We start from the raw sequence: 13,856 nt of genomic DNA, 5'->3' as shown, positions 1-13,856 counted from the left end.
AATGGCACTAGGTTGAGGGTGGAAATGCCAGGCGCAGATCGCTGGCCTCCGGCGCGTTACCGGCCGGCTTACCTTCGCTGGCCATCACTTTCTCATAGGCTTTCCAGGCAGTGGCGTACACCGAATCGCCCTCGTCAAAACTCAGGGTCTGCTCCAGCTTCACCGAGTCCTTATCCGCAAACAACTGATACAGCGCCATGGTGCCGGATTTCGGGAACCGCTGAGAGGCGGAAATGGGCACGGCACAGCCACCGTAACTGCCACAGAAGTTGTCGCCCGGCGCCGTGTACAGCTCATCGTCGCCGGTCTTGGCCACCATGGCGTTACAGCCACTGCCCCCCTTGGTGCTCTGTACAAAGCCACAGCCGCCCTCCCCTTTGCAGGCGTTAGAGCCACGGCAGGTATGAAACACCTCCTTAGACGCACACTGGTTGCCCTCGGCGCTGTCACCGTAGTCCAGCCCCTGACAGGCATGGTACAAGGGTGCAGAGTCACCGCTGTGGCGCTCAAACTGGCCCAGGCTCAGGTCCGGTGCCTGGCCAAACACCGCCCAACAGATGGAGATGCGATCCCCGGAGCCCGCCATGGAGGGAAACGGGAAATCCGTGTTTGGCGTGCTCCAATAGTCATTCAGCACCGTGGTGATGCCGGCGATGGCGCCGGCGGCAACCCGGCTGAACAGCTCTAGGTTGCCATCACGACTGTCCGGGGCATTGAGGCGATTGAGCGCCCCGGCGACCTCTTCGGCAGTGGGTATGCCGGCGATGGGCGCCGCCCCCTCCAGCTCCAGCATGCTGGCCTGCCAGCTTCTGGGCTGATCGGAAGCGTTATGCCACTGCGACCAGGTGGTCAGTTGACCGGACTCCAGCAAGCCTCGCACCTGCTGGAAGCGATCGTAATGATCCACCACCCCACCAAAGAAGCGGGCATGGGCATCCGCCGACTCCACCTTCTGGCCGTCGTCGTTATAGCTGACGTAGTCGTTCTTCAGGGCATTAAAATCCGGCTGATAGTTGGGCTTGACCGCATCACCCACCATGCCCTGAGGGCGTACCGCCACCTGTGGCCCCTGCACCTTGAGAGTGGACCCTTCCCCCTGATCGGTGATGGCGTCCATCATGGTCAGGATCTGCGCCTTGGCTTCGACGGCCGAGCCAGCATCGATGACGGTATTGAGGTGAGGAAATTCCGGACTGCAATGCCCCTCACTCTCGGTATTAAACAAGTCGTTCTGAATCGAGTCCGGCTTATACAACGCCTCTATCAGGGTGGTACCATCGCTGTACTCCAGATTCAGATACAGCGCCAGACATTCGTACATGGCGGCGATGGTGCCAAACATCGGCAGATCTTTCTCGGTATTGTCGGCGGTCCAGCCGTCAAACGGCACCTGCTCGGACAGCGGCCCTTTAGTCACCAGATAGTCGCCGCGTTTGCTGTCCAGGATCAGCGTTTGCAGTACATCCGCCGGCTCTTCGATGGCCAGAAACAACGCCACGGTGTTGTCGTTCACCTCGCCCAGCGACACCGTTACGCTCTGGTAAACCGTGGTGTCTTTCAGGTTGATGATGTGGGGAATGGTGGTCTTGGTCTCGCCATAGCAATGCCAGCCCAGGGTGCCCGGGTCTTGAAGCAGCGGACTGGTAAAGCAGGGGCTGCACTGATTTTCAGGGGCATTTTTAGTCAACGCGTTGAATATATTCGACGCCAATTGCAGGTGCAGCATCTCCTGAATGAACACGCTGAAGATGGTGTTAAAGCACTGCTGGTTGGCGGTTTGTACCTTAGCCGAGGTGGACATGCCGGGCCACAGCCGCCCTTTATACAGGGCATTGTCACCGGTAATGGCATGCATCCCCTGCAACGAGTACATGGCGGTCATGTACAGGGGAATGGTGAATAACTCCACATTTACGGCGGCTTGAGCCAGTGCCCGTACGGCGGCAACATCCGCGGGGCGATTATGAATGGCGCGCTGTTGCAGGGCCGGATTGGCCTGCAGGTGCTGACGCACTGCATTTTCAAAATACATGGGTTCTCCTTAACCTTGAGTCGTGGCAGACGCTCCTGTCCACCGTTGCACGCGGAAGCACTTCCGGTGCAGACTCCAAAGCGTAGGAGAAATCCCCGTGGCTGCAACTGCCGTCCCTGACGCTACGACCAAGTCACCACTAAAGATCCGCTACGGCCCGCCCATCAACGCCGGGGCAGCCTTGCATTTAGCAGAAACAGAGAGGCTCGGGTCGGGACATTGTCCGACACAGCTTTAAGTGATTGCCCCACCCAGGGAGAGTGGGGCAGGCAAGGTTACTTGGCCTTGAGCCGATTTGGATCCGAATCCCCCTGGTAATGGAACACCAATCCACGATCGTCCACATCCAGCATCAGTTTCATGATCAGATGGTAGCTTTGCATCGACTTCAGCTGATTCACCAACTCAGGGTCCAGCGCCTTAGCCCAGTCCATTGCCGGCAGCATCGCCTGCTGATAGTCCATCGTTACCGCCATCAGTCCATTGGCTGTCAGCGGCTCCGCACTCATGGCCTCAGCCACCCTGGCCCCTTTGTCACCGGTATGCAGCATCAATTGACTTTCGCTCATCTCCAGCATGATAGGCTGCAGGGCGTATTGCAGCTGAGGAACCCGGTCTTTGATGTCCACCGCCTGCTGCCCCGGTTTCAGATCCAGACTGGCAAACTCAGGGCTCACCATCTTGATGGCATTAAAGGCCTTGGTGGGATCCTTGGCCGATACACTCATCAATAGGCTGTAGGTACTCAAGGTGCCATCACTACGGCTTTCATCAAACGCGTAGTCATAGACCCCAAGGCCCAACCCTTGAATCCCGTCGGTAAAGCCGGAAAACAAAGCCAAAGATTCCGGAGGCACCTGCTTAAGCTCTTGTTGTAATTGGGCCAATTGCGGGCACTGATAGGACACGTCCAACATCTGATCCCGAACCTCAACCAGCCCCTCTTGCAGGGTGTCGGCATTAATCCCCAGCGCCGCTGCAAACATCGGCTTAGTGGCATCAAACAGGCTCTGTGGCACAAAGCCACGCAGTTTATTCAGTGCACTCAACATCGGTTGGTTGCGCGACTCAATGATGGTGTCACTGCTGATGCTAAAACCGTCGCCCAACGCCTCTATCCTGGTCTGGAACACGGTTCTTGGCCAGTTGACCACAATACCCGACAGCTCTTGATAACAAATTGGATCCTGCAATTTCGCCAACTCCTGCGGGTCATCGGCTAGGCGATTGATCTGCTTGGCCATGGTGTTGCCCGATGGGGTCATCAACCCAGTTAACAACTGCTGGTGGCTGATGTAGCCAATGTCACCAGAACTGAAGCGGTTACGCTGACGTATCTCATCCAGGATGCCGGTGTCCGCCAACGCCTGAGCCGGCCGAGCCTGAGCAAAAGCGATGGCCAGTTGACTGGCGTCCAGCAAGGGCGCGCCAATGACCATGGTCATCATGCCGTCAACCTCGGCAAACCACAGCTCCAGCTGCTCATCCACATCATCCAGCGCCAGGTCATAAACCCGGGCTTCAATACCGCCGATGGTACGGGTGTTGTGCATCGCCCCGCTGTCGGCCTCAATTCGGCCCAGGGTCTGCCAGAACGCTTGCGGATTCTCCACTTGCCACTTAAACACCGGCGCGGCACCGATAGCATAGGTATAGAAGCGCACAGTGTCGCCGAGACCATAGTCCTTCACCAGCTGGTCAGGGTCTTGTAGACCCTGCAGATAGTTCAGCAAGAACGCCAAAAAGAACTTTTCATCCACGTCCTTGGCTTGCTGCAGCGATTGTTGCAGCTGCTGCATCTCGCTGTCAGACAATTGGTAACTGGCTGCCGACGCCCTCAGGTAGGCCCGAATGGGAAACGGGGTCTCCTGGGCCGAAAACCAAACGGTATCCGCCGGAACAAAACTCGCCATCCCTGAGGCGGCACTCTGCGGTTGCTGCGTGTAGATATAAGCGCCGACGGCCGCTGCTGCGACAACCGTTGCCAATGCCAGTTTCTTCACCCTATTTCCCCTGTCGATGCCGCCGATACACTCCGGGGACACCACTTGTTCCCGGGTCAACGACGATGGTAAGTAATGCCCCTATAGTGTCAAAATACAATAGGAAGTCATTGAAATTTATCCTATATAGGACAGTAGCAAAGGCCCAATCACCAGTCCAAGAAAATCGCTGCCGATGGCAAATGGCCACACTCGGGCCTTTAAGCTCACGGCGGTAACGGACCGAATCAGTGTAGCGAAATCAGGCTGAACAGCGACTAACTCGGCCGAGACGCCCCACCACCAAGGTGAACACCAAGGCCGCACAGGCACTGATGGACAGCACCGCCCCCAAGTTCTGCAACTGCGCCACCCACACCATTCCCATGCCCAGTCCCAGATAATAGCCGCCGCCAAACACCGCTCCGGCGCTGCCGGCCACCTGTCGGTAGTCAGCCAACGCCAGGCCCAACACATTGGGAATGGCGATCCCAAAACCAGTCACGACCATCATCATCGGCAGCAACAACCAGGGGGTCCCCTGAAGCAGCCAGACTCCGGCGGCTGCGGGCAGCGTCGCCAAAGACGCGACCTGAAGCAATTGCAGCGATGACCATTCACGACCGAGCAGAGTTCGGTTTATCCAGCCACCTATGGCCGTTCCCAGTGCCAACACCACGCCACTGGCACCAAACTGGGCAGAACTTAAGCCCAGAGTCTCAAACAGAAAAGGACCCAGAGAGAAGTAACTGAACAACATCAGGTTGAACAGAGACACCAGGGCGCCGAAGCACCAGATTTTCGGGTCGGCCGCCATGGCGGCCGCCACTCGGTGCAGCGGCGCATTCGAATGCAGTGATGGCCGAGTCTCTGGCAAGCGAGCCAGGGTCAGAACCACTAACATCAACGCCGTAATCAGCAGCGCCGCAAATACCGCTCGATAGCCGCCCAGGCTGACCAATGCACCGCCACTCCACAGCCCCAACAATGGACTGAGGGCAATGGCAACCGCCATTACCGAAAAAGCACGCGCCAATTGTGAGCCTTGATAGCAATCGCGCATTATGGTCTGGCCTATCACCGAACCGACCGCTACGCCAAATGCCGACAAACATCGAGACGCCAATAACCATTCAAAATCCGGAGCCCACAGCGCCAGCATGCACCCCAGCGCATACAGCCCCAACCCCGTTAACATCACCGGTCTTCGGCCGAAGATATCCGCGGCTCGGCCCCACAACACCACCCCAAACGCAAAGGCGACGAAATACACCGACAACGTCTGTGAGGCACTGTGTTCGGCCACCTGAAAACCGGCGGCGATATCAGTCAGCGCCGGGCTGTAGATGGTTTCCACCGTCTGTGGAAACATCATTAGTAGAATTATCAACCACATTGGTGGCACGTTGGATTTCATAGTCAATCTCTCCTCTATTCAATGGAGCGATAGCATAGAGAGTTTGAACATGTCCGATTACAAAGATAAAAACAAAAAACATCAAAAAAAGGACAAGCTAAGCTACCATGAATGACTCAGCCCCTTAACAGGCAACCTATGGCCATACTTTCCCCCAATGCCCGCTTCGATGCCGATGCCCTGCCCCAAGCTGTCATCGGCATCGCCACCGACGTCGGCCAACACGACTCCGGCGTCCATCGACACCGAAAATCTCAGCTGTTGTTTGCTGCCCATGGCTGCATGAGCATCTCATTGCAAGACCGCCATACCGTGCTGCCCCCCACCTGCGCGGCCTGGATTCCGGCCGGCATCGACCACTGTGCTCGTATGCGCAATGTGGTGGCTTACCGCTCGATCTACTTCGACACCGCACAGTTTGAGCAGGCGCCAACCCAGTTGCAGGTGTGCCGGGTTAACCCGCTGTTAAGCGCTTTGATTGAGCGTATGGCCCTGTGGCCCTGGGAGATGGACAGTGCCAAGCAACAGCTTGTGCTGGCCCTGTTCTGGCAGGAACTGGCCGCTGCCGAGCAGGAACAACTCAGCCTGCCGATGCCTACCGATCCCAGGCTGGCAGCATGGCTCGAAAGCTTGCACCTGGGAGCCCTGCCCAACCCACTGAATCAACTTGCCGCACAACTGGGCATGAGTGAAAAGACCCTGAGCCGATTGTTCAGCCGCCACACCGGCATGCCGTATCAATCGTGGCGGCAACAGTGGCGGGTACTGCGGGCTCTTGAGTTACTGTCCGAAGGCCAGTCAGTATCCCGAACCGCCGACGCCCTGGCGTTCGCCAGCGACAGTGCGTTTATTGCCTTCTTCCGCCAACATCGGGGCATGACGCCTCGACAATACCAGCAACGATAAGGCTGACCGCATAAAAAAGGCCACCTTAAAGGTGGCCTCAAGGTGCATGGCATCATGCATTACTGCAGTTTAAATTTGCCCACTACAGACTTCAGCTGACTGTTGGCCGCCGCCAGGTTCATCGACTCCTGTGCCGTGGCTTCGCCATTGGTCGCCAGTTGCACCACGATGTCGCGAATGGCGCTGATGTTGCGGCTGATCTCGCCAGTCACCGAGCTTTGCTCCTCGGCGGCGGTGGCGATGTGGGTGTTCAGATCGTTAATCTTGGCCACTGATTGCACGATGGTGTCCAGATCATCCGCCACCTGAGTGGTGCTCTGAGCGGTGCGCTGACAGCTGGTTTTGGTGTGGTTCATGGCGGTCATCGCCGACTCTGAGCCGCTGTGCAATTTACTCAGCGTCGCCTCAATCTCAGCGGTGCTGCTCTGGGTCCGCGCAGCCAGGGCCCGAACCTCATCAGCCACCACCGCAAAACCGCGCCCCTGTTCACCGGCACGTGCGGCTTCGATGGCGGCATTCAGCGCCAGCAGGTTAGTTTGATCGGCAATCTCTCCAATCACCTTAAGTACATTGGTGATGTCACTGGTGTCTTTGCTGATCTCAGTGATGTTATTGGCCGTCGTGTCCACATCCCCCACCAACTGCGACACCGTGCTGGTGGCGTCCAACACCACCCGCTTAGACTCAGACACCTGCACATTGGTGCTTTGAGTAAACTGAGAGGCATTCGCCGCGTTGCTGGCCACATCGTTGGCAGTGGCACTCATCTCCTCGATGGCAGCCACCACCTGCTCGGTTTCGGTGGTGTGGGCTTCCAATACCGCATTATTGGAATCGGTCTGGTTCTTAACCTGCTCAACACTGTGGGAGATGTGCGCCGATGACTGCGACACCTCCAGCATCAGTGATTGCAGATTGATTATGAACTGATTGATCCCTTTAGAAATCTGACCTAAATCATCGTCACTGGTCACCGGAAGACGGCGGGTCAGGTCGCCATTGCCCTGAGACAGATCCATCACCACTTCTTTCAACGCCAGGATAGGACGGTACAAGCCGTTGAGAGTAACGACGGTCAGGCCTACAGCGGCCAACAGCATGATCACCGATGACCAGATGGCGGTTTGCAGCGCCTGCTCCACCACGGCGTACGCCACCGATTTGTTGACTCCGATAAACAGGTACCAGCGTTTGCCGTTCACTAATTCAATGACCCGGGTAAACGCCAATTTATCGACGCCATCCAGAGTATAAGTGGTGCGATTCTCCGGTTGTGCCAACATGGAGATTCGCACATTGTCCATGCCGATATCGGCAAAGTGAACGCCCTCGGTCAGACGATTGGAGTTGGAGGCGATCGCTTTACCCGAGGCATCCATGATGGCGGTCACCGCACCAGGAAAATCCACCGCTTTTACTGTCTCCTCGAGGATGTCCAGTTCAATGTCCCCCAGAATGACACCATCGGACACCCGCTTCATCACCGAGACAATGTGCTTGCCGTTACTGGCATCTTCATAAATATCCGTCACCCCCAATCCGGCGCTGGCCTTTCCCTGCTGATACCAGGGGCGCTGACGAGGATCGTACTGGCGCGGATCGGCCACGCCATTGCTCCAGTAGCCCCCCTCGATGGTGGAATAGGCCCGGCCGGTGTCCAGGCCATATAACACCTGGCTGATGCCGCTGAGTTGCCTGGCCATGGCGGCGGTCTCTACGTAGTAATCGCTGCTCTCGTTAACGACATAGTGCTGTGCCAAGGTGTCAATGGCGTCACTTTTGCCTTTGAACCAGGCCTGAATCTTGTCTGCTTCGTAGCGGACAATGGCTTTGGATTGGGCATCAATGCTGGTAATGGTGGTGGTTTTCAGGTTGGAGTAGGACAACCAGTTCGCGGTCAGCAAACACACGGTGACCAACATCACCACGGCGGTAATAATTGAACGTTTAAACCCAAGAGATTTCACGTACTGTCTCGACTGTTCTAAAGGAATGAAAGGAAAAACTCTCAGAGGTCACTTAGACCTATTGAGAAAAAGGACGGGCATCTGGACCAACCCCAGGCGGACAGCAACGTCGACACCAAAGATTGGTCAGTATTATGAATAAAGAGATGTTACAAATGGGGTTAAGCCGGTTATCAGCCACTAAGAGCGACTGTTTTTAATGCAAAACCACATTCGGATACCCGTATTTCCTCCAGCCATAGCGACCGCTTCAGCCGCCGACTTTAATTCAATTAGCACCAAAACGGTCAAATTTTCCCATCGCTGAATCAGCGAACGCTGACCACCCTACCCTGGTCAAATTGCAACCGGTGATCACCCAGTCGCTGCGCTTGCTCCGGTGAATGGGACACCATCACAATGGTCAGCCGTCGAGACAAGGTGGTGATCAGGGTTTCTATCTGCAGGGCCGTCTCGGGATCCAGCGATGCGGTCGGTTCATCCAACAGCAGAATCTGTGGCCCCAGCGCCAGAGTTCGTGCCAGACACAACCGCTGCTGCTGGCCTCCGGACAATGAGCCTGCGGCTACATCCAGACGATCGGCCACCTCAGGCCACAGCGCCGCTTGATCCAATCCCAGTTTCATCCGTTCACGGGCCTGAGCACGGCTTAGGCCCGCCACCACGGTCAAGGGCAGCATCAGGTTATCGGCAATGCTGCCCGGCAACAGCTGTGGGTGCTGAAATACCATCCCTACCCGCTGGCGCAGATACGGCAGACGATTCTGGGGCAAAGACTCAAGCTGTAGCGACTGACCATCCAGCCGCAGTTGAATCTGGCCTCGCGTATGACAATCTGGGTAGCTGTCATTGAGCCGGTTCAATGCCCGTAAAAACGTGGTTTTTCCAGAACCGGACGGGCCACTGAGTACATGCACCTTATGTTGTTCCAGGGTCAGATTGACCCGCTTCAAGACCTCAGTCTGGCCAAAGCGAACCGACAAGTCATTAATCTGGCCGATCATGGGATACCTCTTGATTCAATCTGCCCCACCGGCGCCGCGAGGCGGCCCGCTGCAGGGCCCCGGCCATCGCAAACAGAGTGGCGGTCAACAACATCAGCGTCAATGCCGCGCCGAACGCCATGGTCAACTCCTGTTGGCTCTGGTATTGAGCACTCAGGTAAAAAATACTGAATGGCAGCGCCTCAAAGCGTTGCAGCAGTCCACCAGGCAACCCGGCATTGACCACCGCACCGGTCAGCATGATCACCGCCGTATCTTCAGCGGCTCGGCCGATGGCAAGCAGAATGCCCGCCATAATGCCACCACAAGCCTGAGGCAACAGCACGTGCCGGCAGGCCTGAGACTCCGTCATTCCCAGCGACAACGCCGTTTGCCGAAGTTGCGGCGGCAGAGACTGCAACGCCGTGCGCGTCGACACTGCCAGGTAGGGAACGATCAACATCGCCAGACAGGCTGCCGCCAGCAGCAGACTGGTATTGGCGGCGGGGAAATACCACTGGCGCAGAAACAGGATCAGAGTAAAGCCGAACAACCCCATTAAAATGGAGGGCACCCCCGCCAACACATCCACCGCCACCCCCAGACAACGGGACAGACGGCCGTCGGCGGCGGTGGCCATCCACACGCCGGTCGCGATCCCCGGCAGCAATGCCAACAGCAACGACAACAGCACCACCGTCAGTGTGCCCACGCAGGCTGGCCAGATGCCATCCCAGACCGGTACCTGCCCGGTCAGCGCCGGCCACAACGGTGCATCGCCGACCAACAGCGTCGGCCCCAGGGCCGCCGCACCGGTGACCATCACATACCCCAACAAGGTTAGCACCGACGTCATCACCACCGTGGTGGCCAACACCGACCAGCCGACCATCAATCTGCTCTTACATTCTCTCATGGCTGCCAGCCTTTCAGCAGCGTCCGGGTCGTCAGGGTTAGGGCGGCACTTAGCCCCAGCAATATCAAGCCGGAGGCAAACAGAGAGTTATACATGGCACTGCCTTGCTCGGTCGCCACCACCAGGCCAATGTGCGCCGTCAGAGTTCGAATGGAATCCAGCACGCTGCCAGTCAGTTGAGGCGCGTTGCCTGCCAGCATCATCGGCAACAAGGTATCGCCCACAGCTCGGCCAAATCCCAGCAGGGCCGCACTGATCATGGTCCGACGACAGCGAGGCAACACCAAGTAGGTCAGGGTTTGGGGATCGGTAAAGCCCATCGACCGGGCCGCGATTTTAAGCTGCTGCATTAACGGCCGCATCTGACTGTCCAGCATCGACACCATCACCGGCAGGATCAGGAGCGACAACACCAGCGCAGCCGCTAACAGCGAAAAGCCACTGCCGACACGAAAACTCTCCCGCAGCAGCGGTACCAGCAGAAACAGCGCCGCGATGCCATACACCACCGTCGGCACGCCGGCCATCAAACGCACCACGGTACGCACCGACGTCGCCAACCAAGAAGAACGCGCCAACAGAGCAAACGCCGTTACCCCCAAAGCCAAGGGGCAGGCCAACACCAGTGCCATCAGCGCCACCAGCGCCGACCCCACGACCATGGGCAAAATGCCATAACGGCCCAACTCAGGTTGCCACTGGAATGTCAGCAGCGTCTGTGAAGCGTTCACAAAGACCGGCAATGCAAACCAGCCGATGGCCACAAACAGTGTCGCTATCAGCAGCAACACCAAGACAGCCATCGACGTCGTCAATCGCGGGTATGGCCTGTGACTCATCATTACTGAGGCAGAGGGATGTAGCCAGACTGGCTCACGTACTCGGCCCCTTGCGGGCTATAGATAAAGTCGATGAACAAACGGGTTAACCCCTGAGGCTCGCCTTTGGTGTTCATGTACAACTTGCGAACAATGGGGTACTTGCCAGAAGCGCAGGCTTCATTGGTAGGCACCACGCCATCGAGAGCCGGCGCACGCACCGAGTCATCGATGTAGCCTACACTGGAGTAACCAATGGCACCGGGATCGCGGGCCACTGAGGTTTTCATGGCGCCATTAGAGGCAACGACGTTGGCAAAGGAAGCCACCGACTGCTTGCTCAGCAGTTTCTTCACGAATACAGCACGGGTGCCACTGGCTTCGTCCCGGGTAAACAGGTTAATGCGGCGATCTTCCCCTCCCAGCTCCTGCCAATTTTCGATGCGACCGGCGTAGATGTCGATCACCTGTTGCTGAGTCAATTGGGTTACCGGGTTATTCGGATTCAGAATGACCGCCACGCCGTCGATGGCGAAGGGAAATGACACCAAACCATGAGCCGCTTCAGAAGGTTTCAGTGCCCGACCGGTATTACCAATGGCCACCAGGCCTTTGGCCACTTGCTGAGCACCGACGCCGGAGCCGCCACCGGCAATGGTGATGCGAATGTCCGGGTTGGCGGTCATGATTGCCCGTGCTGCCTGCTTCATCACCGGAATGTGAGCCGTACCGCCGGCAATATTAAGGGTTCCGGTCTGGTCCTGAAACGCGTCCAGATTGGCGGCCTGAGCAAACGCCGACAGACCACAAACAAGCAAAGCAAAAAGTCCGGTGTGTAACCGCATAAACACGTCTCTCTATACTGGTTAATTAAGAGCCAAACCCGAGTGGGCACTAAGAGACGGCAAGAGTACGCCTAGCGCAGCGCAATGACAACGCGAGCGAATGTAAAATAGTTGATTTACATCAATGGATTATGAAAATATTTTTCGATAAAAGCGGATTAATCACCGGGTCAGACACGTCAGGCGCTGGCATAACCGGCACCACGGCGCCCCGGTTAACCATAACAAAACAATAAGAATCAAATCAGTTAACACAGGAAAGGGCTAAATAATACGCATAACTGAACGGCCATAAGCGCAAAAATCGAAAACTAGAAGCTGAAAATAAAGGCTGATATTTACTAAAATACAAAAGGTTAACAGTTAAAACTCTTTCTTTTAGTTCATTCTGAGCAATACCGAATAACACTAGGTCAAAATTCGGACTTTACAGCATCACGCCAAGCCATTACAGTGTGACGGTCATTCATCACGATCTGAGACTCATGCAGCGCCTTTCATTTCCAATAACCTTGGATCCTATTCCAACCACAGCGCATAGCCCGAGCTTCACTCAGGTCTCCGTCGTCGTCGTCATTATCTGACGCTGACGGTTTTGTTTTTCGTCAGCTTCGCTGGCGAAAGCAGAGTCCTTCCTCCTCTTTTCTCGCCAACACGCTGGCCTTTACCACTGAAGGTAGTTGCTTTGAGAACTCGAGACATCACGGCCATCGGCTTTACCGCATTTGCGCTTTTCCTTGGCGCTGGCAACCTGATCTTTCCGCCCTTGCTTGCGCAGCAAGCTGGCCACCACTGGCTAACCGCCATGGGCGGCTTTTTGCTGTCTGCCGTCGGCCTGCCGGCGTTGACCCTGTGCGTGCTGGGGCGCCTGCCTTCGGTGGCGACACTGACCGATACTCTGCCTGTCTGGCTAAGAAACGGTTTCTGGCTGCTGGTGTTTGCCACTCTGGGGCCGGCGTTTGTGCTGCCTCGAGCGGTCACCGTCGCTTACGAGATGGGGCTGGCCCCCTTTATCAACACCGACGCCCTGCTGCCCTTCTCCCTTGTTTTTTGTGGCCTCAGCCTGTTACTGGCGCTGAAACCGGGCAAATTGGTAGACATCATTGGCAAATTCATGACCCCGGCGCTGATTCTAATGCTCACCACCCTGGTCATCGCCGCCATTCTCAGCCCTCAAGGCACCCCGCAGGTCGCCATTGAGCGCTATCAAAACGGCGCACTGGTCAATGGGTTACTGGAAGGCTACATGACCCTGGATGCCATTGCGGCGGTGGCGTTTGGCTGGGTTATCGTCCACGCCATTAAGCAAAAAGGCGTTCAAAACCGCCAGGAGATTCGCCGCTACAGCGATGCGGTCGCCGGCATCTATGTGGTACTGATGGGCACCTGCTATCTGGCCATGGGGTATTTGGGGGCCACCGCCTCCCACATTGCGCCACAGGCGACAAATGGCGGTTACATTCTGACTCAGTATGCCGCCACGGTCCTGGGCCCGGCGGGCCAGCTCCTATTAGGCGCCATTACCCTCACCGCCTGTTTGACCACCATAGTTGGCCTGACGAATGCGAATGCGGAGTACTTTCAAAACAACCACGGCATTGCCTTTTCTCGTTGCGCAGTGGCTGTGCTGTCACTGACCGCTCTAGTCTCCAATGTGGGTCTGGAGCAATTGATTCGGTTCAGTCTGCCCCTAATCCTGACCCTGTGCCCCATCGCCATTGCCCTGGTGCTGGCCGCCGGCTTGTCTTTAAACCGGCATCGCTACCTGTCTGCGTTGGTGCTGACCATGAGCCTGTTTGGCGGCATTGATGCACTGGCGGTACTGGAACTGGTCCCCCCCTCTGTGCATCAAGGTCTGTCTCTGTGGCTGCCACTGTATACGCAGCATCTAAGCTGGTTACCGCCCTGTGTACTGCTGCTAGGGGCACTGTCCCTGTCCAGACGCCATCGGCAAGATCTGTGCCCTCAGATCTAATCCCGAATGCCTCAA

The 13,856-nt window shown here is 56.8% G+C and carries 10 protein-coding genes; 2 read left to right on the top strand and 8 right to left on the bottom strand.

Going from position 1 to position 13,856, the window contains the following annotated elements:
- Window positions 1-7: 7 nt before the first annotated feature.
- From J8Z22_RS09335 to J8Z22_RS09325, 3 genes are all read right to left on the bottom strand, one after another.
- Entirely contained in the window at window positions 8-2,032 is a 2,025-nt protein-coding gene (locus J8Z22_RS09335; RefSeq protein WP_252010177.1) for a ferritin-like protein, read from the bottom strand.
- 275 nt (window positions 2,033-2,307) lie between these two features.
- Window positions 2,308-4,035 (bottom strand): hypothetical protein, encoded by a 1,728-nt coding sequence (locus J8Z22_RS09330; protein WP_028113414.1) that lies wholly within the window; start codon window positions 4,033-4,035, stop codon window positions 2,308-2,310.
- A 241-nt stretch (window positions 4,036-4,276) separates the two neighbouring features.
- Window positions 4,277-5,389 (bottom strand): multidrug effflux MFS transporter, encoded by a 1,113-nt coding sequence (locus J8Z22_RS09325; RefSeq protein ID WP_252010176.1) that lies wholly within the window; start codon window positions 5,387-5,389, stop codon window positions 4,277-4,279.
- Between the two features lie 180 nt (window positions 5,390-5,569).
- On the opposite strand from J8Z22_RS09325, the gene J8Z22_RS09320 reads away from it, so the two are divergent.
- Window positions 5,570-6,337 carry a helix-turn-helix transcriptional regulator gene (locus J8Z22_RS09320; RefSeq protein ID WP_252010175.1) on the top strand — a complete coding sequence of 256 codons (768 nt, stop codon included), beginning with the start codon at window positions 5,570-5,572 and terminating at the stop codon, window positions 6,335-6,337.
- Between the two features lie 59 nt (window positions 6,338-6,396).
- Here the strand turns inward: J8Z22_RS09320 and J8Z22_RS09315 are convergent, their stop codons facing one another.
- The 5 genes from J8Z22_RS09315 to J8Z22_RS09295 all read right to left on the bottom strand — a co-directional run bounded on the left by J8Z22_RS09315 (window position 6,397) and on the right by J8Z22_RS09295 (window position 11,839).
- Window positions 6,397-8,259, bottom strand: a complete 1,863-nt coding sequence (locus J8Z22_RS09315) for a methyl-accepting chemotaxis protein (protein ID WP_252010466.1) — start codon at window positions 8,257-8,259, stop codon at window positions 6,397-6,399.
- Window positions 8,260-8,612: 353 nt separating this feature from the next.
- Entirely contained in the window at window positions 8,613-9,308 is a 696-nt protein-coding gene (locus J8Z22_RS09310) for a phosphate ABC transporter ATP-binding protein (RefSeq protein WP_252010174.1), read from the bottom strand.
- The gene (locus J8Z22_RS09305; RefSeq protein WP_252010173.1) at window positions 9,292-10,203 is read right to left on the bottom strand and encodes a PstA family ABC transporter permease; all 912 of its coding nucleotides are present in this window, start codon (window positions 10,201-10,203) and stop codon (window positions 9,292-9,294) included. The genes J8Z22_RS09310 and J8Z22_RS09305 overlap by 17 nt, the downstream gene beginning before the upstream one ends.
- On the bottom strand, window positions 10,200-11,006 hold the full coding sequence (locus J8Z22_RS09300; RefSeq protein WP_252010172.1) for a PstC family ABC transporter permease: 807 nt from the start codon (window positions 11,004-11,006) through the stop codon (window positions 10,200-10,202). Before J8Z22_RS09300 ends, J8Z22_RS09305 begins: the two co-directional genes overlap by 4 nt.
- Before the next feature lie 38 nt (window positions 11,007-11,044).
- On the bottom strand, window positions 11,045-11,839 hold the full coding sequence (locus tag J8Z22_RS09295; protein ID WP_245595599.1) for a phosphate ABC transporter substrate-binding protein: 795 nt from the start codon (window positions 11,837-11,839) through the stop codon (window positions 11,045-11,047).
- A 712-nt stretch (window positions 11,840-12,551) separates the two neighbouring features.
- Between J8Z22_RS09295 and brnQ the strand changes: the two genes are divergently transcribed.
- Window positions 12,552-13,841 carry a branched-chain amino acid transport system II carrier protein gene (brnQ, locus tag J8Z22_RS09290; RefSeq protein ID WP_252010171.1) on the top strand — a complete coding sequence of 430 codons (1,290 nt, stop codon included), beginning with the start codon at window positions 12,552-12,554 and terminating at the stop codon, window positions 13,839-13,841.
- Window positions 13,842-13,856: the final 15 nt, after the last annotated feature.

The organism is Ferrimonas sp. SCSIO 43195 (assembly GCF_023716685.1).
Classification (GTDB): Bacteria; Pseudomonadota; Gammaproteobacteria; order Enterobacterales; family Shewanellaceae; genus Ferrimonas; species Ferrimonas kyonanensis.
Note: the sequence above shows the minus strand (reverse complement) of the source record. Positions and strands in the feature narration are given on the sequence as shown.